Origin of the sequence: Streptomyces sp. NPDC047081 (assembly GCF_040643775.1) — a bacterium.
GTDB lineage: Bacteria > Actinomycetota > Actinomycetes > Streptomycetales > Streptomycetaceae > Streptomyces.
This window is the reverse complement of the sequence record NZ_JBEYUY010000034.1, coordinates 37365-61844: the sequence shown is the minus strand read 5'-3', so window position 1 is coordinate 61844 and position 24480 is coordinate 37365. Positions and strand designations below refer to the sequence as shown.

Sequence of the window (24480 nt, the reverse complement as noted above, 5' to 3'; positions counted from 1 at the left end):
TCCGTGGCCGGGGCCCGTTGCACCCGCTGACGGATCGGGCGCCGGCCTGAAGGCCCTGAGAACTGGCTGGCCAAGGGCGGCGTGACGTACCGCCACCGGCGCGTTGGACATCCTGTGCGGCCGCCTCGCCGCAAGCTCTCAGTCCGGCCTTGCTCTCGGCGGCCCACGTCGCGCCCCGCCTCCCGGATGGCTGAACTTCTGGCTCAAAAGGCTCTGTTGGCCTCGTTGACACGCCCCAAGCACACGCGTTTCACTCAACACTCGTGCATGGCAACGTTGTCAGGCTCGCAGGAGCGGCACTGACAACGTTGCCCGCCACCGACGCTCCGTGGTTCCCGGCGCGTCGGCACCTGATGTGCGAAGCACGAACTGTTGCGGAGGCAACCGATGGTGAGACCCCGACGTTCAGCCGCGCGTGAGCGCAAGAGACTTCGCCGACGCCTGGCCGCGGTGTGCGTGCTGGGCATGGCCGCCCTCCCGCTCACACTCCCGGGAAGCGCCCAGGCCGCGAGCAGCACGCCGCCGGCCTTGGTGAAGGACCCCGCGTCCCTCGTCAACCCCCTCATCGGCACGTCCGGTGCGGTGGACACCTTCCCCGGCCCGGACATGCCGGCCGGCATGGTGCAGTGGGGCCCCGACACGTCCCCGCACCGTCCCGACGGCGGCGGCTACGAGTACAAGGACAGCAAGATCTCCGGCTTCAGCCTCACCCACGTCTCGGGACCGGGCTGTCCCGTCGCGGGTGACCTGCCGGTCCTGCCAGTGACCGGCGCACTGTCGGGCAACCTGGGCGACACGACCGTCGGCTTCACCCACGACGACGAGCAGGCGGGCATCGGTTACTACGGGGTCACCGATGCCAACGGCGTCAAGACGGAGTTGACCGACTCCACCCGTGCGGGCCTCGGCCGCTTCACCTTCCCGGCGGGCCAGCAGGCGAACCTGCTGTTCAAGCTGAGTGGCGGGGCCACGCAGGTGGACGGCACCCGCGTCCAGGTGGTGAACGACCAGGAGATCAGCGGCGCGATCGACAGCGGTCACTTCTGCGGTGCGAGCAACAGGTACACGCTGCACTTCGACATCAAGTTCGACCGGCCGTTCACCGAGAGCGGCACCTGGGTCGGCGGGACCATCAACCCGGATGCGAAGGCGCTGAAGGCGGGCAAGGTCGAGCCGCCGGCCCAGACGTCGGAGTCGGCGCCGCTGAAGGAGAAGCACTTCACCGTTCCGGCGCGACCCGACCCGACGATCCACGGCAGCTCCGGCAAGTCCTCGGGTACGCCGTCCGCGGCACCCAGCGCGGCGAGCAGCGCAGCCTCGTCCTCACCGACGGCCAAGGCCGCCCAGCCGCCCACAACCGGCGCCAACGGCATGTACCTGACCTTCGACACCTCCTCCGACCCCACCGTCAACGCCAAGGTCGGCATCTCGTACACGAACGACGCGAACGCGGCGGGCAACCTCGCCGCCGAGATCAGGAAGTGGGACTTCGACGCCGTCGAGCGGGCCAATCACGATGCCTGGAACACGGTCCTGAACAGGATCCGTACCGGCGGCGGCACCTCCGACCAGCAGGCGCAGTTCTACACCGCGCTCTACCACGCGCTGCTCCACCCGAACGTCTTCTCCGACGCCAACGGCCAGTACATGGGCATGGACAACCAGGTCCACCAACTGGCCAAGGGCCAGAAGGCCCAGTACGCCAACTACTCGGGCTGGGACACCTACCGCTCCCAGACCCAGCTGATGGCGATGGTCGAACCCAAGGTCGCGAGCGACGTCGTCACCTCGATGCTCAACGGCTACGACCAGACGGGCCTGCTGCCCAAGTGGGCCTCGAACAACGGCGAGAGCTATGTGATGGTCGGCGACCCGGCCGCCGGCATCATCGCCGACGCGTACGCCTTCGGCGCGAAGGACTTTGACACAGACAAGGCCCTCGCGGCCCTGCAACACGAGGCCACCGTTCCCAACAATGACCGCCCCGGCGAGTCCGTACGCGACGCGAAGGGCTACCTCCCGCTGGACGAGGGCGACTACAGCTGCTGCAACTTCTACGGCCCGGTCTCCACTCAACTGGAGTACGACTCCGCCGACTACGCCCTAGCCGCCTTCGCGAAGTCGCTCGGCAAGACCGACGTCTACGAGAAGTTCGCCACCCGCGCCCAGGACTGGATGAACGTCTTCAACCCGCAGACCGGGTACATGCAGGCCAAGAACAAGGACGGCCAGTTCGCCGGCGGCTTCACCCCCGGCACCTCCAACGGCTTCGTGGAGGGCACCTCCGCCCAGTACACGCCCATGGTCCCGTTCAACCTGCGGCAGCTCATCCAGGCACGCGGCGGCGACAAGGCGTACTCGTCCTACCTGGACAGCCTCCTCGACAACATCACCGCCCCCGGCAACACCGACGCAGACCTCAGCAACGAGCCCAGTGTGGAGATCCCCTGGGAGTACGCCTACACGGGCGAGCCGCACAAGACCCAGGCCGCCGTCCGTGAGGCCCAGCAGAAGCTGTACTTCAACGCCCCGGTCGGCTCGTTCGGCAACGACGACCTCGGCGCGATGAGCTCCTGGTACGTCTGGTCCGAGCTCGGCATGTACCCCGAGACCCCGGGCACGGACACTCTGGTGCTCGGCAGCCCGGTCTTCCCGGTCGCCCAGGTAACCTTCTCGGACGGCAGGACCGTGCGGATCAACGCTCCGCAGGCCGCGCCCGACGCCCCCTACGTGCAGTCGCTCGACGTCAAGGGCAAGGCGTGGAACGCCTCCTGGCTGACGTACGGGCAGTTCAAGGGCGCGAGCACGCTCGACTTCACCCTCGGCACCCAGCCCAACACCTCCTGGGCGTCCGGCCCGTCGGCGGTGCCGCCGTCGGACACCACGGGCGGCGGCCGGGTGCTGGCCGCGACCGGCCCCTCCAGCGACGGCCTCGTCCTGGAACCCGGCGCGTCCGGCGACGGCACACTCGACCTGACCAACCTCGGCAGCAAGGACGTCACCGTCGACTGGAAGGCGACGGCGCCCGACAGCGTCACGCTGGACACCTCCTCGGGCTCGCTGACGGTGCCCGCCTCGGGCAGCGCGGAGGCCAAGTTCCACGTGACGGCAGGCAGCAACGAGGGAACGTACCTGGTGACCTTCGGGCTGACCGACCACAGCACGGGTGCGTCGCTGAGCGGGGCCGCCCTGCGCGTGGCCGTGGCCAAGGCCGGTGCGCTGTGGCCGTACGACACCAACGAGGGCATCTACCCCGACGGCGCGACCTTCTCGGGCGGCTTCGACAACGGTGGTTGGGCGTTCTCGCAGAACGCGCTCGCGGCCGCGGGCGTCACGAGCGGCTCGACCCTCACGGCCGACGGCATCACCTACAACTGGCCGACGGTGACATCCGGCCGGCTGGACAACCTGGAGATGGCCGGCCAGACCATCCCGATGCCGGTCGGCACCTCGGGCGCGTCGCTCGGCCTGCTCGGCGCGGCGGCCAACGCGCCGACCGACGGCAGCGGGGTCTCGGGCACGCTGACCGTCACGTACACCGACGGCACGACCTCGAAAGCGACGGTCGGTTTCTCGGACTGGACGCTGAACGGCGGCTCCCACCAGCCGATCGCGAGCAACTCGACGGCCGTCACGACGGCGTACCGCAACACGGGGAGCGGAGGCCGGGACGGCGTCAAGACGTACGTCTTCGCCACGAAGGTCCCGCTGGATCCGTCCAAGCAGGTGGCGTCGATCACGCTGCCGGTGACGGGTTCGACGGGCACCGACCACCTGTTCGCCTACGGGTTCGCGCAGTAGCAGCTGTGGCCCTGTAGCACCGAACGCCGCCGAGCCGGTCGCGACGCCGACCGGCTGGGCGACGCGGTTAGGCGGGCACGGGTGCTGGCATCGGTCCGCTCGGACCGATGCCAGCACCCTGGAGCAGGGACGGACACGGCTGTCAACACGGCCTCGGCGGCGCCGACTTGGGGTCAGTCGGTCGTGTCCAGTTCCGGTGTGCTCAGGCCGGCGGGACCGGTGCGGCGCGTGGCCCTGAGGAGGGCTTTGTGCTCGGGGGACGGGGGCAGGGGGCCGCGGGCCGGGGCCTCGAAGGACTGGATGAACAGCGCGAGGACACGGCGCCAGGCGTCGGGGGCGGCGTCTCCGGCGGCGTTGATGACGCCGGCGTTGGCCATGTGGATCAGCAGCAGGTCGGACGGGTCGAAGTCCTCGCGGAGGCGGCCGGCCGCCTTGGCCCGGCCGATGAGCCGCACCATGCCCTCGTACGCCTCGGCGCGCCGCTCCTCCATGGCCTTGGCGGTGGGGAAGGACGTGGTCAGGACGTCGGCGAAGCCCTGGTCGGCGGCCTGCATCGCGCACGCGGTCTCGAGGTAGCCGACGAAACCGTGCCAGGGGTCGGGATCGTCGAGGGCGACGACGACCGCCTCGGCGTAGGCGTCCACCCGGTCGGCGAAGACGGCCGCGACCAGCTCCTCCTTGGTGGGGAAGCGGCGACAGCGACGCGTTCGCCCTCCTCGGCGACACCGACTGGCAGGACTACACGGTCAGTTCGGACGTCTACCTGGACCAGGCCGGCACCGTCGAGCTCCTCGGCAGGGCCGGCGAACAGCAGCGGCCGCAGTCCCACCAGGCCGGCTACTTCCTGCGCGTCTCCGACACCGGACGCTGGTCCGTGGTCAAGAGCGACACCAGCGGACGGCTGACCACCCTGGCCGACGGCACCACCAAGGCCCTCGGCATCCACCGCTGGCACAACCTGGGCCTGAGCTTCAGCGGCACCACCATCACCGCGAGCATCGACGGCCGGCGCATCGGCGCGGTCGACGACTCCGCCTACCCGGCCGGGCAGGTCGGCCTCGGCGTCGTCGGCTACCAGACCGACGAGTTCGACAACCTCAGCATCACTCCCGTACGACACCCGGCCGCACCCCCGGCCACGCTCACCGCGACCCCATCGGCAAACTCTGCACCCGTCCCGGACAAGTGAGTTGCGTCCCCGCGAAGTTCGCCCCCACCCCCGGCGAGTTGCATGGGCGCGCCGCGTCACCGACGGTGGTCGCGTCGGTCGGTGCCATGGCCGCGCCGAGGACCCAGGCCGGCCCCCACGCAGCTCGAGGGCGTGCCCGGCCGCCGCGACCGCCCACGCGGTGAGGATGACCAGCATGGTGCTCAGCTGCGCGATGCCGCGCAGGTTGGTGCGGATATCCCGCAGTGAGGTGGTCAGGCCCTACCAGTACAGCAGCACCGGGAGGAACAGCAACAGCACCGAGTCCGGCGGCAGTTGGGCCTGGCGCACCGCCGGGACGAACCCCAGCAGGACGCCCGTCACGGGCAGGACGACGGGCGGGGCGATGCCCAGGCACCGGCCCACGGCGTTGCCCACCAGCACGGCCCCGCCCAGGACCACGACGAGTTCGAGACCGAGCAAGGGCGTTCTCCAGCAGGGATGAAGGGATTGTGGTTCAGCGGGGGAGCAGCTTGAGGGTCGTCTCCCGTGCGGCCACCATGGGGTCGATGTAACTCGCGCCGTACCGCCCATACTTGGCTCGGTAGGCGGCGTCGATACGGTCGTTGACGCCGGGGTCGGCGACCTCGGTGAGGGTGACCTCCTTGGCGACTCCGCCGGAGCGGATCCGGCCCTCGTGGCTGGCCCGGGCGGCGCGGTACCAGGCGCCGGAGTCGCCGCGGAAGGAGCGGACGTAGAGGTCGTCACCGTCGCGGACGACCCAGATCGGCACGGGTGCGCGCGGTGTTCCGTCACCGCGCGAGGGAGCCATCTCGAGTTCCTCGGCGTGCTCGATCCGCGTCAGTTCGTCGTTCGTCCAAGTCGTCGGCATCGGCGTGTCTCCTTTTGCGACCGTGCACAGGGGTGTCCTCGTGGGCGTGGGCGTGGGCGCGGCCGGGGCAGCTCGCGTCCACCAGGCGATCGGGGGTCAGGGCTTGAGCAGGGTCTTGATGGCGCGGCGCTCGTCCATCGCCTTGTAGCCCTCGGCGACCTGCTCCAGGGGGAGGGTGAGATCGAAGACCTTGCCCGGGTTGATGCGGCCGGACAGGACCAGGTCGATCAGCTCGGGCAGGTAGCGCCGCACGGGGGCGGGGCCGCCGCGCAGGCCGACCTGGGAGAAGAACAGTTCCAGGCCGTCGACGGCGACCTCGTGCGGGACGCCGACGAAGCCGACGTTGCCGCCCGGGCGGGTCACGTGCAGGGCCTGCTGCATCGACTGGGCGGTGCCCACGCACTCAAGCACGCTGTCGGCGCCGATCCCGCCGGTCAGCTCCCTGATCCGGGCGATGCCCTCCTCGCCGCGCTCGGCCACGATGTCGGTGGCACCGAACTCGACGGCCAGCTTCTGCCGCGACTCGTGCCGGGACATGGCGATGATCCGCTCCGCGCCGAGTTCCTTGGCGGCGATGACCCCGCACAATCCGACCGCTCCGTCGCCCACCACCACGGCCGTCGAGCCGGGCTCGACCTCGGCGGCCAGCGCGGCCCACCAGCCGGTGCCCATCACGTCCGAGACAGCCAGCAGACCGGGCACCAGCTCGGCGTCCGGGTGCTCGTCGGTGGCCACCAGGGTGCCGTGGGCGTTGGGGATGCGCACGTAGTCGGCCTGGCAGGTGCTCATGAACTCGCGGTTCAGGCAGGAGGACTGCCAGCCCTTGCGGCAGTTGGCACAGGTGTTGTCGGAGGTCGCGAAGGAGCCCACGACGAACTGGCCCGGCTTGACGTGGGTGACCTCGGACCCGGTCTCCTCGACGATGCCGACGTACTCGTGACCCATCGGGTGCGGATCACCGATGGGTTCCGCGCCACGGTAGGGCCACAGGTCAGAGCCGCACACGCAGGTGGCGACCGTACGGATGATCGCGTCCGTCGGCTTGAGGATCCTGGGCTCGGGGGCGTCCTCCAGCCGGATGTCGCCGGGGGCGTGGATCACGGTTGAGCGCATGTCTTTTCTCCTGATGCCTTTCACGGGTGGCCCTTGCCGGTCGGTGGCCGCTTCAGGAGTTCCATCGTGAATCTCGCCGGATTCCTCGACGGTGGCCGATGAAGATGGCCAATGGGGATGCAGAAGCGTCGACGGCCTGTCAGGAATAATCGCCGGTTTACGACTCTGTCACCGCCCGCAGGGCCCGTACGGCAGAGCATTCCACTCCATGGCAGGCGTATCCAGGGATAAAACCCTCCTACCCAGCCGAGTGGCGGACCGCGCACACTGGCCAGTATGAACAGCAGCGCGCACCGTAAGGAGCTGGGCGAATTCCTGAAGGCCCGCCGGGCCGAGCTCAGCCCCCGTACGGTCGGGCTGCCCGAAGCCGACCGGCGCCGGCGCGCGGCGGGGCTTCGCCGTGACGAGGTCGCCGTGCTTGCCGGCATCAGCACCAGCCACTACACGCGCCTGGAGCAGGGCCGTACGACCACCTCCGCGTCCGTGCTCTCCGAACTCGTACGAGTCCTGCACCTGAGCGACGACCACCGTGACCGTCTGTTCGAACTGGCCGGGCGGGAGCCCGGCGGGGCGCGGCGGCGGGCCCCGCAGAAGGCGCACCCCCGCCTGCGCACTGTCCTGAACGAGCTCAGCTTGGCCCCCGGCATGATCCTGAGCCGACACCTGGACATGCTGGCGTGGAACCCGATGGCCGCCGCCCTGCTGGGCACCGACTTCGCGAAAGTCCCCGGGCCGGAGCGCAACTACGTCCGGCGGCTCTTCACCGACCCGGCCATGAGGGCCCTGTATGCCGACTGGGAGGACTCCGCCCGCAACGCCGTGGCGGTCCTGCGGCAGCAGGCCGCGGCCTGCTGCGACGACCGGAGGCTGACCGCGCTCGTCGGGGATCTCTCGGTGCGGGACGACCAGTTCCGCCAGTGGTGGGGAGGCCGCCATGTGCCGCCCCGGACCGGCGGCACCAAGGTGCTGAACCACCCGGTCGCCGGCGAACTCACCCTCGCCTGGGACGCCCTCACCTGCGTGGCCGACCCCGACCAGAAGCTGATCGTCTGGAGCGCCGAACCGGGCTCGCGCACTTACGACGGACTGCGCTTTCTCGCCTCATGGTCGACGACCCGAACCATGAATTCGTAAAACCAGCAGACAGGTCCGGACCGAAACGGGGACGGCAAAGCCAGGGACCAATCCTTCCTACCTTCGCATTTGAATTCCGTGCCATCCTTCCAGAGCGCACGATTCACGCAACTCTTTTCGAGGAGCAATACCCCCATGTCCTCTCCCTCCCGTCCCATGGTCGCCGTCGCCTTCCATTCCGGATACGGCCACACCGCTGTCATCGCCGAGGCCGTGGCGCGCGGTGCCGCGGAAGCCGGTGCCGATGTGATCTCCATTCCCGTGGACACGATCACCGACGAGCAGTGGGCGCGGCTCGACGCCGCCGACGCGATCATCTTCGGTGCCCCCACCTACATGGGCACCGCCTCCGCCGCCTTCCACGCCTTCGCCGAGGCCAGCAGCAAGCGCTGGTACAGCCAGACCTGGGCCGACAAGCTCGCCGCCGGTTTCACCAACTCCGGTGCCAAGAACGGCGACAAGTCCTCCACCCTGGGCTACTTCTTCACGATGGCCGCCCAGCACGGCATGCACTGGGTCAGCCTCGGCGTCCAGCCCGGCTGGGCCTCCAGCGAGGGCAGCGAGGACGACATCAACCGCCTGGGCTACTTCGTCGGAGCCGGCGCCCAGACCCCGGTCGACGCCGGCCCCGAGGCCGTCCACAAGTCGGACATCGCCACCGCCGAGGGCCTCGGCGCCCGGGTCGCGCAGCAGACCGCGTACTTCCGCGCGGGCCGCACGGTCCTCGCCGCCTGAGCCCGGGACAACCCCGTACAACCCCAAGGAGCACAGCCATGTCCGACTCCCCGAACGTCGCCCTGGTCCGTCGTCTCTACGACTCCGGCATGGCCGCCGACGTGGTTGCCGAGGTCATCGACCCCGACATCGTCTGGGACATCACGCCCGGCTTCCCCTACGGCGGTGTCTACAAGACCTGGGCGAGCGCCGGCGCCGACTTCTTCGGCCGGCTCGCGCCCCGCTTCACCTCCTTCGGCGCGGTGGCCGAGGAGTTCTACGGCGCCGACGGTGACCACGTCTTCGTACGCGGCCACTACCACGCCGTGTCCAAGTCCGGTGAGGAGGCGGACGCCCGCTTCATCCACCTGTGGAAGGTGAGCGGCGGCAAGCTCACCCACCTTGTCCAGGCTGCCGACAGCCACGTCGTCCAGCAGGCCGCGAACAACTGACCGCCCCCACCTCATCCCGCAGGGAGACACTCATGGCGAAGATCCTCTTCCTCATCACCGCCGCCGACCACTGGACCCTGGCCGACGGGTTCGAGCAGCCGGCCGGCTTCTGGGCCGAGGAGGCCATCGGCCCGTACGGCGTCTTCAAGGAGGCCGGATACGAGATCGCCGCGGCCACCCCGGGCGGCGTCCCGCCCACCGCCGACGCCCTCAGCCTCACACCGGACTTCAACGGCGGCGAGGAGGGCGCGGAGAAGATGAAGACCGCGCTGCGCGAGGCCACCGAGCTGGCCAACCCGATCCGCATCGAGGACGTGAACATCGACGACTACGACGCGGTGTTCGTGCCCGGCGGCTGGGGCCCGATGGAGGACCTCTCCGACGACGCCGCGGCCGGCAAGCTGCTGGTCGACTGGCTCGCCTCCGGCAAGATCGTCTCGCTGGTCTGCCACGGCCCCGCCGCTCTGCTGTCCACCGTGGACGCCGACGGCAAGTCCCCCTTCGCCGGCTACCGCCTGACCGGCCTGTCCAACTCCGAGGAGATCCAGAACGGCCTCGCCGACCGCGCGAAGTGGCTGCTCCAGGACCGCCTCGTCGCGGACGTCGGCGCGGACTACCACAAGGGCGAGGAGAACTTCGCCCCGCACCTCGAGGTGGACCGCACCCTCATCACCGGCCAGAACCCCGCCTCCGCCGTCCCCCTGGCCCAGCAGGTCGTCAAGGCCCTCGGCTGACGAGACCCCGCACCACCGCTCAGAGAAAGAGGTAGTACTGATGGACAGCAACGCGACTCTCCCCAGCGTGGGGCAGACCTGGCTGGCGGACCTCGGCCCCGACACCCCGCTCGGCCACTTCACCGTCGAGATCACCTTCGACTCGGCCACCCAGGTCAGCTTCGAGGTCACCGGCGGTGCCATCAAGGGCCGCAAGCAGACGATGGAGTACACCACAACGCAGCTGCGCGACGGCCTGTACGTCGTGCGCTGGACCGAGCCCGACGCCGGTGACCACGTCACCCACATCGAGGACTACACCGAGGGTACCTGCATGGCCAGCTCCGTCATCGGGGGCGAGTTCGTGCAGCTCCACGGGAAGTGGACGCGCGTCCGCTGAACCCACTCTTGGCGGTGGCGATCCAGGGACAAATCTCTCCCCCTGACAACGCAGGCATTCAGTGCCAGGGTGAGGGCATGAACCGCGATCCTCACCGCCACGATCTGGGGGAATTCCTCAAAGCGCGCCGCGCCGAGCTCGACCCGGCCGCCGTCGGTCTGCCCGACGGCGGCTCGCGGCGCGTGGCGGGCCTGCGCCGTGAGGAGGTCGCCGTACTCGCGGCGATCAGTACCGACTACTACGCGCGCCTCGAACAGGGCCGTATCCAGCCCTCGCCGTCTGTGCTGGAGTCCCTCGCGCGCGTCCTGCACCTGGACGACGACCAGCGGGCCTACCTGTACGAGCTCGCGGCCAAGGAGGAGTTCCGCCCGCCGCCCCGCCGTCGGCCGCGCCCCAGGACGCAGCCGCAGCTGCAGCGCATGATCGACGACATGGCGCACACCCCGGCCTTCGTGATCGGGCCGCGCACCGAGATCGTCGCCTGGAACGCCATGGGCGCCGCCCTGATCACCGACTTCGCGCAGATCCCGGAGAAGCAGCGCTACTACATCAGGCTGCTCATCACCGACCCCGCGATGCGCGAGCTGTATGCGGACTGGGAGGGCGTCACCCGGCTGGCCATCGCCCAGATGCGGATGCACAACACCAACAACCCCGGGGATGCGCAGCTCGCCGCCCTGGTGGGCGAACTCTCCGTCCGCGACGACCAGTTCCGCCAGTGGTGGGGCGCCCACCACGTCGCGGTCCGGGACACCGGCACCAAACACCTGCGCCACCCCGTGGTCGGCGACCTCCACCTGGACTGGAGCGCCGTCACCTGGGCCGCCGACCCCGACCTGCAGATCATCGTGTGGACCGCCGAGTCCGGCACCGCGACCCACGACAGCCTGCGCATGCTGGCCTCCTGGGCGGCCGACCCCAGCCGCTCCACGACCAACTCCGCCTGACAGACCCCGATATACCTCCGTCGCTGCGCCTGCGGCGGAGCCCGGCTCAGCGGTGAGCCCGGATTGCGCATGGGGATGGTGGTAGCCGGTCGCGCGGTGCAACTGGCGACATCCGGCTCGTCGTTGCGGAACGGGGAGGCTGTCCCTCGCAGCCTCCGATCGAGGTTCGGCGCCTTGCGTGACCTGGGTAGCAGTCCGCAGGCCCGTCCAGCCGTGGACACCCACCGTGCATGCGTTGCTTCGGCACCTGGAGAAGGTCGGCTTTGCCTACGCGCCGAGGCCGCTGGGAATCGACGACGAAGGGCGTGAGGTCCTCACCTTCATCGAGGGTGAATCCGGCCCGTCGGGTTGGGCCAAGGTCGTGGACCGGCAAGGCCTGAGGAACTTCGCCCGGCTGTTGCGCGACTACCACGACGCTTGCCGGAGCTTTTCACCCCCGCAGGAGGCGACCTGGTCCACGGACGAAGGGAACCCGGGCAACGATGTCGTCTGCCATGGGGACTTCGGCCCCTGGAACGGCACCACGCCTGCACGACGTGGCCTATGCGCTGGAATACGTCGCGCCGTTCCGCGACGACGCCGAGTGCCTGCGCTGGCTGCGGCACCCGGCTCCGCCCGACCGCCGTTCGCGGCTGGAAGACTTCCGCAGCGCGTACGGCCTCGACTCGACCGTGGGGATCGTCGACGCCGTGATCGCCAGACAGATACACAATGCCGACCTCGTACGCCTACTGGCCGAGCGAGGGCACGAGCCTCAGGCCACCTGGGCCGCCGAGGGGCTCCTGACCGAACTCGAGAACAGAATCGAGTGGAGCAAGGCCCACCGGCATCTGGTCGAGTAGGTCGCTCCCTCCGTCGCGCCAACTCACTGAGGAGTTACGAAATCACGGGCCGCCCGCCGATGGCCAGGCCACATGTCGTCGTACGCCGCGTCGAAGAAATGCGCCTGCGGCCCGCGCAACGCGGACCCGTCGGATGTCCCGTCCTTGGCTGCCTCCGCAAGGCTGGCGGTATACCGATAGGCAGCTCCCCGCAGGAGTTCGTTTCGGGCTGCCAAGTCGATCTCAGCGTGCGCCAGCCACAAGTCATCGACGAGCTGGTCGAGCCCGGCACCGGCACCGGCGGCTGCGGCGCCCGAGCATGCGAGCGCCGCCTTCTCCACCTGCGACGCGAGGCGCAGGAACTTCAGGACCGCGTCCTTGAGTTCCGCCCGCACCGAGCACAACACCTGCCAGCGATAACAACGCCGGCCCCAAGGTTCCCCAAGATCCCATGACTGGAGTCTCTCAACAGGGGGCTCGGCGCTGCGGCACGCGCAGTGAGAGCCAACGTCCAACGACCTGGACTTTACGGCGAGTTCGCAGACCCCCTCGCCGAAGCAGCGCGACAGGGCGTACTCACCGCTTCAGGAGTGGCCGACAGTCATCGGTTCACGTGCGTGCGGTCCTCGCGGCCGACCGTCAGGCGAGCCGGGTAGTAGGGGACGTAAGCCGCGCCGTCCAGTCCGAGCGCCGTCGCGGACTTCTGGAGTGCGCCCGGCGTTGCCGCGTCGTCCCAGTGGCCGGTGTCGACGCGGTGTTCGAGGGCGTGAAGGGCGGCGACGGTCTCGGCGGTGGTGAAGGCGCAGTGGCCCTGCCGCTCCACGAAGGCCTGACGGAGCAGGGCGCCGTCGCCGGCGGCGCGTATGCGTGCGGCGAAGCGGTTTTCCTGCTGGGCGGGTACGAGGTTGTCGGCGGTGGTGTGGATGTCGAGGAGAGGTACGCCGAGGCCCTGGCCGGCGGAGGAGGTGCGCTGGGCGGTACGGACCGCGGCCGGGTCGGCGGTGATGGCGGCGCCCTTGGTCAGGGATGTCAGGTCGGCGCGCAGGTCGAGACCGGCTGCCTGGTAGAGGGCGCGGACCTGGGGCGCGTGTTCGGAACCGGCGAGCAGACGGACGTAATCGATGCCCTTGTTCCAGGAGTTGTTGCCGCCGACGGACTGCTCGATCGCGTACCGGCCACCCTCGACGAAGGAAAGGATGCCCTGCGCGAACCAGTCGTACTGCTGCGCCTCCTGGCCCGCCCAGTCGGTCGGGGCGGGTTTCGTCTTGCCGGGTGACCAGGCGGGCAGGTTGAGGAACGCCGCGGCGAGCGCGATGCGGGCGCGGCCCTGCGCGGTGGCCTGCGCGGCGGTGACGGCGTCGGTGAGCGTCTTGGCGGTGGCCGCGGCTTCGTCGAAGGAGCCGAAGTGGACCAACTTGACGTCCTGCTCCGGCAGGAACAGGCGGGCGATGGTGTACTCGGCGTCCAGTTGGTAGTTCTCCAGGTCGTTGGCGCCGGCGACCAGGCCGCACTGGCCGAGCGCGCCGTCGATGCGGCCGGCGCCGTCGCGGGCGAGCTGGGCGTTGACGAGTCCGCCCATGGACTGGCCGATGGCGAGGGTGCGGTGGGGTGTGCCGATCTTCGCGGTGACGGCGTCGATGGTGGCGAACTGGTCGCGTTCGGCGCTGTTCAGGGCCCACATCGAGCCGTTGGGGTCGTAGGAGGATCCGGCCATGGCGTAGCCCTGGGCGAGGAGTTGGGTGCGTACGGCGTCGGTGGGGGCGTCCTGGGCGACGGTGGGGCCGAAGCCGTGGCTGAAGATCAGCAGGGTGCCGTTCCACTGCTCGGGGACGTCCGCGACCCAGGTGGCGCCGTCGGCGAGGGTGCCGGTGAGCCGACCGGAAACGGCAGTGTCCGGCTGAGCCGCCGAGGGGAGGGTGGTGAGGGCGGCGGATGTCAGGGTGGCGAGGGCGGCCAGGGCGATGCGCAGACGGGTGCGGCGGGGACGACGGATGTGGGTGTGGGTGTGGGTGCGGGTGTCGGCGGGCATGGGGCGGCTCCTGGGGGCGGGGGTGGAGCAGAGGCTCAGTGCACTGAACGAAGCGTCAGGGAATCTAGGGCTGATTCCTTGCGGTCGTCAATAAGTTGCACAACATCGGAGTCGAGGCTCGCCGGGCTGAACTGAGCCCCCCGGACAGGGACTTCCCGACGGCGGCCGACTGCGGCCGGCGCCGGCACTGGCGCTGCGGGCGAGGAGGTCGCCGTACCCGGGTCGGGGGCTGGAACCCGACCAGCCGTCGCCCAGCTGCCCACGATGCGTGCCCGCCACCCGGATGCCCCGCGGCGTGCCGCCCTGGCCGACGAACTCCCCGCGCGGGACAGGCTGTTCCGGTCGGACACGGCCGGCAGCAACGCCCACACGGCAAGGCCCGTCACCGCGTTCACCGCCAGCACGACGACCGGCGAACGCACCTGCCACCTCAGGACGCAGACCCGTGTGACAACCAGCGCCAAGGCCACGATCAGCCGCCCGACCCCCACCGCACACCCCGAGCCACCGGGGCCGACAGTTCACCCTGAGCCTCGCCGACAAATCCGTCGTACGGCCGCATGCTGCTGTCCCCCGGTGACGACGTCATCCTCGGCCCCGATGGCGAACGGCGCGGCCGGACAGCCATACGGCGTCCGGCCGCGCCGCCCCTCGCACCGCGTCAGCTCGTCGCGCGTACCGCGTCGCGGATCAGGTCGGCGACAGCCTTCGGCTGGGACACCGCCACGGCGTGCGAGGCACCCTCCAGTTCGACGATCGTGGCCCCGGCCCGCTTTGCGCCGAAGCGCTCGACCTCGGGGTTGATCGCCTCGTCGGCGCCGGCGACGAGCGCCCAGGACGGCTTGGTACGCCACGCCGCAGCGGGCGCGGTCTCCTCGAACGCCGCCGCGACCAGCGGGCGTTGGGCCGCCGCGAGGACCTTGGTGACGTCCGCGGGCACATCGGCGGCGAACACCGACGGGAAGGCGGCCTCGGCGATGGTGACCTCCACGGCCGGGTCGCCGCCCGGGACCGGGTACGTCCACTCCTTGAGGTTGCTGACGAGCGGCGACAGCGGGAAGCGGCCCTGCAACTCGCCGAGGCTCTCGCCCTCTTCGAGGACGTAGGCCGCCACGTAGACGAGGCCGACGACGTTCTCGGTGACGCCGGCGACGGTGATGAGCGCGCCGCCGTAGGAGTGGCCGACGAGGACGACCGGGCCGTCGATCTGGGACGCCACGGAGGCGATGTAGGCCGCGTCAGAACCCAGACCGCGCAGCGGGTTGGGTGGCGCGATCACCGGGATGCCGTGGCTCTGCAGTTCCGCGATGACCCCGGACCAGCTGCCGGCGTCGGCGAAGGCGCCGTGCACGAGCAGGACGGTGGGAGTGGTGGGCATGGTCGGTTCTCCTTCTCGGTTCAGCCGTGCAGTGCGGTGCGCAGGGTGTCGATGGCCTGTTTGATGGCGGCGTCGGCGGCGTGGGTTTCGCGCAGGGCGTTGAGCATGACGAAGTCGTGGATGATGCCCTGGTAGCGGATGGCGGTGACGGGGACGCCGGCGGCGCGCAGTTTGGCGGCATAGGCCTCGCCCTCGTCGCGCAGGACGTCGGCCTCGCCGGTGATGACCAGGGCCGGGGGCAGCCCGGCGAGCTGGCCGGTGCTGGCGCGCAGCGGGGAGGCGGTGATCTGGGCGCGTTCGGCTGCGTCGGTCGTGTACTGCTGCCAGAACCACTGCATGGCGTCGCGGCGCAGGAAGTAGCCCTCGGCGAACTGGTGGTAGGAGGGGGTGTCGAAGCGCGCGTCGGTGACCGGGTAGAACAGCACCTGCTGGATCAGGGGGACATCGCCGCGCTGCTTGGCCATCAACGTCAGCGCGGCGCTCATGTTGCCGCCGACGGAGTCGCCGGCCACCGCGATGCGGGTGGCGTCCAGGTGCTGGGCCGTACCGTGCTGGACGATCCATTGGGCGACGGCGTAGTTCTGCTCGATGGCGATCGGGTAGCGGGCCTCGGGTGAGAGGTCGTACTCGGGAAAGACCACGGCTGCCCTCGCGCCCACGGCGAGTTCGCGGACCAGGCGGTCGTGGGTGTGGGCGTTGCCGAAGACCCAGCCCGCGCCGTGGATGTAGAGGATCACCGGGAGGGTGCTGGTGGCGCCTTCGGGTCGGATGATGCGGGTTTGGATGCTGCCGGTGGGGCCGCCCTCGACGGTGATCCACTCCTCGTCGACGGCGGGCAGGGCGATCTCCCCGGACTGCACCTCGTCGACCGCCTTGCGGCCCTCCACCGGGCCGAGATCGAAGAGGTAGGGCGGGTTCGCGGTCGCCTCCGCGAAGGCGGCTGCTGCCGGCTCCAGCACCGGCCGGACCGGTTCGACGGCGTCGGACATGTGGTTCTCCTCAGTGTTCGGATGAGCTCTGTCGGGACGTTAGGACGACGGGAGCGGCGGACTTTGCGCGCCAGTGCACCGGTACTGGTCCGGCAGTGCACTCGGGAGACCCGGCCGCTGCCCGCGGTACTGCGCGGGGGACATCCCGTACTCCTTTCGGAAGGCATGGCTGAAGTGGGCGGGGCTGACGAATCCCCACCGGCCGGCCACGGCGGCGATGGTCAGGTCGGCCGCCGTGGGACGGCCGAGTTCGGCCCTGCACACCTCCAGCCGGCGTCGGCGGATCCAGCCGCCGACCGTGGCGCCCTGCTCCTGGAACAGCTTGTGCAGATAGCGCACCGAGATGCCGTGCTCGTCGGCGAGTGCACGGGGCGTCAACTCGGGTTCGCCGAGGCGGGTTTCGATGGTGGCCTTGACGCGGTCGACCATCGTGTTCTGCCCGGCGTCGGCCGGCTCGGTGGTGCCCAGCCGGTCCGCCGCCAGTGTGGCGAGGACGTCCGAGACCGCGCCGGCGAGCTCCTCGCGGGCGGCCGGTACGGCGGCCAGGATCTCCTGCGTCAGTCCGGACAGGAGCGGGAGCAACAGCTCGGCCGGTCCGCCGGGCGTGCCGCCGATGACCTTCGCGGTGACACTGCGTATCTCGGTCTCCGCCAGCCGCAGCGTCGGACGCGGAACCATCAGGCCTTGTGCCCGCTGTCGCTGCGGCAGCATGAGGCGGAAGGGCCGGCTCGCGTCGTAGAAGGCCAGGGCTCCCGGGTGCAGGTGTGTGCGGCGGCCGTCCTGGACCAGGAGGGCGGTGTCTTCCAGTTGGAGGCGGGCGAAGAGGTGTGTCCTGCCGTCCGCCGTGTCCCGTGCCGTTCGCGCGGCCTCCACGGCGTCGCACTCCTCGGCCGCGACCTGGAGTGCGCCGAGTTGGAGCAGGCGGAGGGAGCCCTGCCAGGATTCCGGGTCCGCACGGGTGGTCAGCCGGAGGTCGCCGTAGGCGGTCGAGAAGAGCCGCTTTCCGCGCGGCAGTCCGCTCAGGTCGCCCGGCACCAGTCCTCCTCCGCGAAACGCCGCGCCCGCTCGCCCTGCAGCCAGTCGGTGGGGGAGGTGCCGTACTCCCGGCGGAACGCCCGTCCGAAGTGCGCGGTGCCGCTGAATCCCCAGCGGCGGGCGACGCTGCCCATGCTCGCGGCTCCGGTCAGCTCCCTGCGGCACTCCTGGAGCCGTAGCCGGCGGATCCAGTGGCAGACCGTCGTGCCCTCCTGCTCGAACAGCCGGTGCAGATAGCGCACCGAGATGCCGTGGGCGCGGGCGATGACCGCGGGGCTGAGGTCGGGCTCCGCCAGGTGCCAGCGGATGAAGCTCTGGACGCGCAGCAGGAACACCCGGTCGGCGCCGGGAAGCCCGGCCGGTTCGTCGCCCAGGTGCTGTGCGGCGGCCGCGGCCAGCAGGCTCACGGCGCTGTCGGCCATCCGGCCGGCCACCGGTCCGGAGTAGGACCCGCACGTGTCGGCCAGTCGCGACATGAACGGTGACAGCAGGGCCGCGAGCCCGCTCACCGGACGTATGGCCCGTGCCGTGATCCGTGCCAGGGCCGCCTCCGAGTGGCCGAGGAGGTCGCGTGGCACGGCGAAGACCTTCTGCTGGAACCGTTGCGGAAACCGTGTGCGGTAGGGGCGGAGCGTCTCGAAGAACGCGATGTCGCCGGGCCTCAGTTCCGTGCACCGGCCGTCCTGCTCGACCTGGGCCGTGCCGCTGTCCTGCACGGCGACGAAGACGTGCTCGCCGTCGCCGCGGGCGACATGGCGCGGGGAGCGGTGGATCTCTCCCGGGTCGCAGTCGACCGTGGTGACGCGGAGGACGCCGAGACGGTCCGTACGCATGGTGGCGTCGACGGCCCCGGCCTCGGTGGTGATGTCCATTCCCACGAGCGTGGCGAGTACGGCGTCACGCCAGAAGTCCAGGCTCTCGCGCACCGGCACGCAGCTGGTGGAGAACACCTGGCCGTGTGACCGTACCGCGGAGTCGTCCTCTGTGAAGGAATCGTGGACGGCTGGCATACCCGTCAGCCTGGTGCCGGTCTCGCCCGGCACGAGCAGGGGCTGCGGCCCGTCGATGCAGTGCTGCACCGCATCGAACGCCGCTTGCCGACCCACTGCCGAACTCCCGCTTCCTGTGACCCACCCGATGACCGGGATGCTGTCAGGGCCGCGCCGAGCGCCGCTTCTGTCATGTGACCGGTCATGCGCGGCGGCCTGGCAGGATGGGGGTGCAAGGGGGGAGCGGATCTTCATGGACTCGGGTGCCTTCGGTGCCGGGCGGGCGCACGGGCCGGCGATCCTCGGCAGGGATCGTGAACTGGCGCGCATGACGCGGCTGATCGACGCCGCGGCCGGCGACGGCCCCAAGGTGCTCGTGCTGACCGGTGAGCCGGGGGCGGGCAAGAGCACCCTGGTCGACCGGGCCGCCGTACAGGCCGCGGAGCGCGGCCTGCGTGTGCTGCGGGTCCGTGGCTGCGAGGGTGAGCAGGACCTCGGCTTCGCCGGGGTGCACCAGCTGCTGCGGCCGGTCCTCGGCGCGATCGACGGGCTGCCCGGGCGCCAACGGGACGCCCTGTCCCATGCGCTGGGTCTGGGCGAGGCCGACGAAGCGGCGGCACCGGACCCGCTGTTGATCAGGACCGCGGTGCTGACGCTGCTCTCGGAGGCGGCGGCGGAGCGTCCGCTGCTGATCGTCGTGGACGACGCCCACTGGCTGGACGTCGGCTCCCTGGACGCGCTCGCCTTCGTCGCACGGCGTCTCGACGGGGAACCCGCCGCCCTGCTGCTGGCGGCACGCGAGGAAGCGGTGCCGGCCCGCTTCGACCGTGACTTTCCCCATCTGGCGGCCGGCCCGCTGGACCGGGCCGCGGCCGGGCTGCTACTGGACAGCGGGCCACGGCCGCCGCAGGGCCGGGTCCGGGCGCGGATCCTGGAACTGGCGGCGGGCAACCCCCTCGCCCTCATGGAGCTCGCCCGGGCCTTCGCCAGGGATCCGGGCATCCGGGACTTCGGCGCCGCGGGTTCGCTGCCCCTCACCGCCCGGCTGGAGCAGCTCTTCGCCGCCGACCTGCCCGCCCTCCCCGCCCCGACGCGCCGCGTCCTGCTCGTGGCGGCGGCCGCGGGCACCGCACAGCTCTCGGACGTCCTGGACGCCGTGCCCGACGCGGGCACACCGCAGGTCTGGGAACCCGCCGAACAGGCGGGTCTGGTGCGGGTGGAGGCCGGCCAGGTCCGGCTGCGCCACCCCCTGGTCGGCTCCGCCGTCTACCAGGCGGCGTCCTTCGCCGAACGCCGCGAGGCCCACCTGACTCTCGCCGCCGCGCTCACCCACGAACCGGACCGTCGTGCCTGGCACCTGGCCGCCGCCGCATCCGGACCGGACGAGGACGTGGCCCGCACCCTGGCCGAGAGCGCGGAGCGCTTCCAGCAGCGTGGCGGACACGCGGCCGCGGCCACCGCACTCGAACGCGCCGCCGAACTCACCCCCGATCCGCGGCAGCGGGCCCGGCGGCTGCTCGCCGCGGCCACGTCGGCCATGTACGCCGGGCATCCGCAGTGGGTGGGGGAGAGCGCCGGCCGCGTCACCACACTGACCGACGACCCCCAGCTCCTCGCCGAAGCCTCCCTGCGCGCCGGCTGGTCCCTCGCCGTGACGCTGCGGCACGACGACTCCCTGGCCTTCCTGCTGCCCGTGGCCGAATCGATGGCCGCCTCGGCACCGGCGCTCGCCCTGAGCGCGCTGGGCACGGCCGCGACACCGGCGTACAACTCGGGCGAGCCCCGCTACCGGCACGAACTCCAGCGGATCAGCGACCTCATCGCACCGCAGCCGGACGAGACCGACCGTGTCTGGCCCCGGGCGGCCGGCAGCCCCTTCACGGACCGGCAACAGAACCTGAAGAACCTCGCCCACGTCGTGGACACCCTGCCCGAGGGCTCGCTGACCGGGCTCGTCTCACTCGGCGGCGCGGCCTGGATCCTGGACGAGACCGACGAGGCCGTACGCCTGCTCGGGCAGGCCATGGACCAGCTGCGCCGCGCCGCCACCGCCGGCGCCAACTGCACCGTCGCGCAGGCCCTCGCCCTGGCCCACTTCGAGAGCGGAGCCTGGGACGCGGCCCGATCCGCCGCCGAGGAAGCCTTCTGGATGGCCACCGAGGCGGGCGCGGACAACGTCGCCGTGGGCTCACCGCTCCTCCAGGCCACCCTGCTCGCCGCCCGAGGGGACCACGCGGGCGCGCGAGCACAGGCGGAGGACGCCGTACGCGGCCGGGACCTGCGCAAGTCCCGCAGCCTGTACGTGCGTCACCGCCACGCCCTCGCCCTGGCGGCCCTGGCGCAGAGTGACCACGAGTCGGCGTACGGCCACCTTCGCCGCACGTTCACCGACGATGCCCGCCCGGCCCCCGTCCACTACCACGCCTCCCTCTACCACCTCGCCGATCTCGCCGCCGCGGCCGTCCGCACCGGACAGACGGACGACGCCCGCACCGTGCTCCACGCCGCCGAACGAACCCTGGAGGAGGACCGCTCCGCCCGCCTCGCCGCGATCGTGCACCGGGCCCGGGCCCTGCTCAGCGACCCCGAGGACGCCGAGCCTCACTTCCGCGCGGCCGTCCAGGACCCGGCCACCGCGCGGTGGCCCTTCGAACACGCCCTCGCCCACCTCGACTTCGCCGAGTGGCTACGGCGCCGCCGACGCAACGCCGAAGCCCGCCCCCACCTCACCACCGCCCTCGACATCTTCGGACGACTGGACGCCCGCCCCTGGGCCGAGCGCGCCACCGCGGAGCTGCGCGCAACGGGCGTGACGGTGACCGCTCCCGCCGCACACGAAGCCCTGGCCGACCTGACACCGCAGGAGTTGCAGATCGCCCACCTGGCCGCGGAAGGCCTCACGAACCGCGACATCGGGGCCCGGCTCTACCTCTCTCCCCGCACCATCGGCTTCCACCTGCACAAGATCTTCCCCAAGCTCGGCATCACGGCCCGCGCCCAACTGCGCGACGCCCTCGGCGGCGTCCCACGGCAGGACTGACGCCGGCGCCTGCGGGCGGCACCGAGCGGCGGAATGGAGCACCAACTTGCCGCCTTCGTAGGGCTGTTGCGACTGGCCCCTCTCCCTGCCTTGCCCGTTCCATCTCGATCTGGACGGATCGCGGGTGCCAGGGGGGGCGGACGTGAACACAGGACGCCGGAGAGCCGTCCTACTCCGCGCGACATTGGGGACGGTCGCCCTGCGCGACCGCCGTCGCCACCTGGGCGATGTTGCGGACCTGGGAGGTGAGGTTGCCGGCCATGGCGTTGACCGAGTCGGTCAGGTCCGCCCAGGTGCCCAAGACCCCCCGCACGTCGGCCTGGCCGCCGAGGGTGCCCTCGGTGCCCACCTCGCGCGCCACGCGCGTGACTTCGGAGGTGAGTCAACGGGGGAGGGCGTCCCGGACGGTCGGGTGACAGCTGACGACGGTGTCGAGTCCCACGAGCTGCATCGTCCGCAGTACGGCGCCCCCCCACGCCCGCGAGCCGCGGCCACGCCCGGGCGGCCCGGGCGAGAGCGGCGACGCTCTGGTGATCGATCTCGCCGTGGAGGCTGAGGACGACGACACCGTCGGCCTCGGTCCGGACCACGGACAGCCGACCGCGACCCGCTGCTTCCTGGTTGTCCGTCACTCGTATCCCTTGCGCACTCGACGGGACTGGCCATGTGTCCGTTGGCAACGTTGCCCCGGGATACCGTGCGCGACGCGTGCACATGGCCCACACATGTACGCGCGGCGCGGGTGTAGTGCGCGATTTTCGGGGAAGTGGCGCGTTCATGAACGGGGTACCGCACATGGTCGGCAGGGAGCGTGTCCTGTTGGAGGAGTGTTCCCGGATGCCGGATGACGCGCCCGCCGAGGTGACCGTGGCCCTGGACGGAGAGGTCGGATGTATCGCCGATGCGAGGTCCAGGGCGTCGGAGCTCCTCGCACGGGTCCAGTCCAAGCACGGTCTGCCGGTGTCGGCACGCACCACGGGCCTGACACAGCTGGTGGTCAGCGAACTGGTGACCAACGCCCTGAAGTACGCGCTCGGACCCGTGCTGCTGCAGCTACGGGTCACCGGTGGCTCGGTGGAGATCGCCGTGTGGGACACGGAGGCGACCCTGCCCGCGGCCCGGACCACCGACGCCGGACGGGTCGGGCAGCACGGCCTGGAGATCGTCATGGCGGTGGTCGACGGGTTCGCCGCACAGCGAGAGCCCGTCGGCAAGCGCATCACCGCCCGGCTTGCCCTGTTCGATCATCCACTGCTGGGCCTCGACGGCTGAGATGGTGACCTGAAGGCCGAGTGGGGCACTCGGGTGACATCGGCGCGCGGGTGGCGATGTGGGACGGGAGTGGGGGCACGTGGCCGAGTCCGATGCGTTCACCGACCGGCTCGATCCCGAGATGTGCGTGGTCACGACCGCCGTCGGCGAGCGACCGACGGGCTGTCTGGTGGGATTCTTCTCGCAGTGCTCCATCGAGCCGGTGCGCTTCACCGTGTGGCTCTCCAAGGCGAACCACACCTACGAGGCCGCCCGTGCCGCGGGTTGCCTGGGCGTCCATCTGCTGACCCGCGAGCAGCACGATCTGGCCGCCCTCTTCGGCGGTGAGTGCGGTGCCGGGTACGACAAGTTCGCACAGGCGCGGTGGACACCGGGTTACGGCGGGGCTCCCGTCCTGACGGACGCGGCGGCCTGGTTCGTCGGCAAGGTCGAGCTACGCCTCGACGCGGGGGGTGATCACGTCGGGTTCGTGGTCGAACCGGTGCAGTGGGGCGCGGGGCGGGAGGGTGCCTTGCTGAGGCTGCGGCACGCGGTCGACATCGACCCCGGCCATCCACCGGACCGGCGGCCGGCAACTTCCGGCGGCTGAAAACCGCAGGTCCCGCACAGCGGGCTGGACGGGAACCAGCGGCCGGTCACGACGAGTTCACGCTCGTACGTCTCCCTGTGTCACGCGCCCATCAGGGGCCGTTTCAGGGGCGTACGTCGACATAGTCGCCGGGGGCCTTGGCCGGCCCGGTGGTGCTGGTGCCGGTGAACTGCCAACGCCAGTAACCGTCCTTGACCGCCTTGACGGTCGTGCGCAGGCTGCCCGTACTGCTGGTCTTCACGGTGGCGATCGTGGTGTAGGTGCTGCTGCCCTTCGGACGGAACTGCAGCTTCACCGCCTGGCCCGCATATCCCGCGTACCGATAGGTGTCCCAGTTGGCCCGCACCAGCTTGCCGGTGACGGTGATGAGCGCGCCCTTGGCCACGGGCTCCGGTGACGCGTTCACCGTGAGACGCGCGGCACGCTTGAGGCTGAACGACCCCACGCCGGGGGCGAAGACGGAATCACCGTCGTTGGCGTCGGCCAGGGCGTCCACCGACCAGGTGCCCGCGTTGGCATTGGCCAGATCGACCGGATCGTCACTGCCGGGAGCAGGGTGGGCGTTGACGGTGAAGGAGGTGGTGCAGGCTGTCGCGGTCTCGCAGAAAGCGTCCGTGGTGTAGAAACCGCCGTGCGGTCCCTTCAGGTCCACATCGACGAAAGACAGTCCGGAGTCGTCTGATCCAGAGACGGTCACCGGGAACACCACGTTGTGCGTGATCCCGACGATGACGTCATGCCCGGAGTTGACGACGGCACCGCTGACCACCGGTTCGCCCTGCGCGGCATCGGCCACGGCGTCGGCCGAAGCTCCCGCTCCCACCAGCAGGACGGCGATGGCCCCCACCACGGCCCCGCGGCTTGTCACGCCGCCGCCGGGGGATGTGCGCCACAGGGCGCGTACGGCGGTCACGGACCGGGCGGTCTCGTGCCCGCCGCCTCGTCTGTCGCGAAGTGGGGCGGCGAAGCGACTCATGAATCCTCCACGGGGCAGCGCACCCGGTCCTCGGCAACCCCCGAACGAC

At 70.9% G+C, this 24480-nt stretch carries 23 protein-coding genes and 1 pseudogene; 12 read left to right on the top strand and 12 right to left on the bottom strand.

Annotated features, from left to right (window positions below; translation table 11 throughout):
* The first annotated feature begins 387 nt into the window (after positions 1-387).
* On the top strand, positions 388-3801 hold the full coding sequence (locus ABZ848_RS41885; protein WP_360840599.1) for a lectin: 3414 nt from the start codon (positions 388-390) through the stop codon (positions 3799-3801).
* A gap of 173 nt (positions 3802-3974) precedes the next feature.
* On the opposite strand, the gene ABZ848_RS41880 is transcribed toward ABZ848_RS41885, so the two are convergent.
* A complete protein-coding gene (locus ABZ848_RS41880; RefSeq protein ID WP_360840597.1) occupies positions 3975-4445 on the bottom strand; it encodes a hypothetical protein in 471 nt (156 codons plus the stop codon).
* A gap of 95 nt (positions 4446-4540) precedes the next feature.
* On the opposite strand from ABZ848_RS41880, the pseudogene ABZ848_RS41875 reads away from it, so the two are divergent.
* Positions 4541-4990, top strand: a pseudogene (locus tag ABZ848_RS41875) (galactosylceramidase); the annotation flags it as partial.
* Between the two features lie 240 nt (positions 4991-5230).
* Here ABZ848_RS41875 and ABZ848_RS41870 read toward each other — a convergent pair.
* The 3 genes from ABZ848_RS41870 to ABZ848_RS41860 all read right to left on the bottom strand — a co-directional run bounded on the left by ABZ848_RS41870 (position 5231) and on the right by ABZ848_RS41860 (position 6953).
* On the bottom strand, positions 5231-5431 hold the full coding sequence (locus tag ABZ848_RS41870; RefSeq protein ID WP_360840595.1) for a hypothetical protein: 201 nt from the start codon (positions 5429-5431) through the stop codon (positions 5231-5233).
* Between the two features lie 34 nt (positions 5432-5465).
* Entirely contained in the window at positions 5466-5840 is a 375-nt protein-coding gene (locus ABZ848_RS41865; protein WP_360840594.1) for a DUF2255 family protein, read from the bottom strand.
* Positions 5841-5936: 96 nt separating this feature from the next.
* Positions 5937-6953: a zinc-dependent alcohol dehydrogenase family protein gene (locus ABZ848_RS41860; protein WP_360840592.1), complete on the bottom strand. Its 1017-nt coding sequence runs from the start codon at positions 6951-6953 to the stop codon at positions 5937-5939.
* 276 nt (positions 6954-7229) lie between these two features.
* Between ABZ848_RS41860 and ABZ848_RS41855 the strand changes: the two genes are divergently transcribed.
* The 7 genes from ABZ848_RS41855 (at position 7230) to ABZ848_RS41825 (ending at position 12155) form a co-directional block, all read left to right on the top strand.
* The gene (locus ABZ848_RS41855) at positions 7230-8087 is read left to right on the top strand and encodes a helix-turn-helix domain-containing protein (RefSeq protein WP_360840590.1); all 858 of its coding nucleotides are present in this window, start codon (positions 7230-7232) and stop codon (positions 8085-8087) included.
* 135 nt (positions 8088-8222) lie between these two features.
* Positions 8223-8822: a flavodoxin family protein gene (locus tag ABZ848_RS41850; protein WP_360840589.1), complete on the top strand. Its 600-nt coding sequence runs from the start codon at positions 8223-8225 to the stop codon at positions 8820-8822.
* A gap of 38 nt (positions 8823-8860) precedes the next feature.
* Complete coding sequence (locus ABZ848_RS41845; RefSeq protein ID WP_360840587.1) at positions 8861-9253, top strand: nuclear transport factor 2 family protein; 393 nt, start codon at positions 8861-8863, stop codon at positions 9251-9253.
* Between the two features lie 32 nt (positions 9254-9285).
* Positions 9286-9987 (top strand): type 1 glutamine amidotransferase domain-containing protein, encoded by a 702-nt coding sequence (locus tag ABZ848_RS41840; protein ID WP_360840585.1) that lies wholly within the window; start codon positions 9286-9288, stop codon positions 9985-9987.
* A gap of 40 nt (positions 9988-10027) precedes the next feature.
* Positions 10028-10366 carry a hypothetical protein gene (locus tag ABZ848_RS41835; protein ID WP_360840583.1) on the top strand — a complete coding sequence of 113 codons (339 nt, stop codon included), beginning with the start codon at positions 10028-10030 and terminating at the stop codon, positions 10364-10366.
* 77 nt (positions 10367-10443) lie between these two features.
* The gene (locus ABZ848_RS41830; protein ID WP_360840582.1) at positions 10444-11313 is read left to right on the top strand and encodes a helix-turn-helix transcriptional regulator; all 870 of its coding nucleotides are present in this window, start codon (positions 10444-10446) and stop codon (positions 11311-11313) included.
* A 536-nt stretch (positions 11314-11849) separates the two neighbouring features.
* Positions 11850-12155: a hypothetical protein gene (locus ABZ848_RS41825; RefSeq protein WP_360840580.1), complete on the top strand. Its 306-nt coding sequence runs from the start codon at positions 11850-11852 to the stop codon at positions 12153-12155.
* Between the two features lie 23 nt (positions 12156-12178).
* Here the strand turns inward: ABZ848_RS41825 and ABZ848_RS41820 are convergent, their stop codons facing one another.
* From ABZ848_RS41820 to ABZ848_RS41795, 6 genes are all read right to left on the bottom strand, one after another.
* A complete protein-coding gene (locus tag ABZ848_RS41820; RefSeq protein WP_360840578.1) occupies positions 12179-12529 on the bottom strand; it encodes a hypothetical protein in 351 nt (116 codons plus the stop codon).
* A 206-nt stretch (positions 12530-12735) separates the two neighbouring features.
* Positions 12736-14163 (bottom strand): alpha/beta hydrolase, encoded by a 1428-nt coding sequence (locus ABZ848_RS41815; RefSeq protein ID WP_360840577.1) that lies wholly within the window; start codon positions 14161-14163, stop codon positions 12736-12738.
* A gap of 661 nt (positions 14164-14824) precedes the next feature.
* Complete coding sequence (locus tag ABZ848_RS41810) at positions 14825-15541, bottom strand: alpha/beta hydrolase (RefSeq protein WP_360840575.1); 717 nt, start codon at positions 15539-15541, stop codon at positions 14825-14827.
* Between the two features lie 20 nt (positions 15542-15561).
* On the bottom strand, positions 15562-16530 hold the full coding sequence (locus ABZ848_RS41805; RefSeq protein ID WP_360840573.1) for an alpha/beta hydrolase: 969 nt from the start codon (positions 16528-16530) through the stop codon (positions 15562-15564).
* 39 nt (positions 16531-16569) lie between these two features.
* Entirely contained in the window at positions 16570-17565 is a 996-nt protein-coding gene (locus ABZ848_RS41800; RefSeq protein WP_360840571.1) for a helix-turn-helix domain-containing protein, read from the bottom strand.
* Complete coding sequence (locus ABZ848_RS41795) at positions 17550-18671, bottom strand: helix-turn-helix domain-containing protein (protein ID WP_360840570.1); 1122 nt, start codon at positions 18669-18671, stop codon at positions 17550-17552. The genes ABZ848_RS41800 and ABZ848_RS41795 overlap by 16 nt, the downstream gene beginning before the upstream one ends.
* Positions 18672-18807: 136 nt before the next feature.
* Between ABZ848_RS41795 and ABZ848_RS41790 the strand changes: the two genes are divergently transcribed.
* Positions 18808-21594, top strand: coding sequence for an AAA family ATPase (locus ABZ848_RS41790; RefSeq protein ID WP_360840569.1), 2787 nt, complete (start codon positions 18808-18810; stop codon positions 21592-21594).
* 169 nt (positions 21595-21763) lie between these two features.
* Here the strand turns inward: ABZ848_RS41790 and ABZ848_RS41785 are convergent, their stop codons facing one another.
* Positions 21764-21955, bottom strand: a complete 192-nt coding sequence (locus tag ABZ848_RS41785; protein ID WP_360840568.1) for a hypothetical protein — start codon at positions 21953-21955, stop codon at positions 21764-21766.
* A gap of 476 nt (positions 21956-22431) precedes the next feature.
* Between ABZ848_RS41785 and ABZ848_RS41780 the strand changes: the two genes are divergently transcribed.
* Together ABZ848_RS41780 and ABZ848_RS41775 are read left to right on the top strand one after the other, a co-directional pair.
* Complete coding sequence (locus ABZ848_RS41780) at positions 22432-22866, top strand: ATP-binding protein (RefSeq protein WP_360840567.1); 435 nt, start codon at positions 22432-22434, stop codon at positions 22864-22866.
* A 79-nt stretch (positions 22867-22945) separates the two neighbouring features.
* A complete protein-coding gene (locus tag ABZ848_RS41775) occupies positions 22946-23455 on the top strand; it encodes a flavin reductase family protein (RefSeq protein ID WP_360840565.1) in 510 nt (169 codons plus the stop codon).
* Positions 23456-23558: 103 nt separating this feature from the next.
* Here ABZ848_RS41775 and ABZ848_RS41770 read toward each other — a convergent pair whose 3' ends face one another.
* Positions 23559-24431 carry a calcium-binding protein gene (locus tag ABZ848_RS41770; RefSeq protein ID WP_360840564.1) on the bottom strand — a complete coding sequence of 291 codons (873 nt, stop codon included), beginning with the start codon at positions 24429-24431 and terminating at the stop codon, positions 23559-23561.
* Positions 24432-24480: the final 49 nt, after the last annotated feature.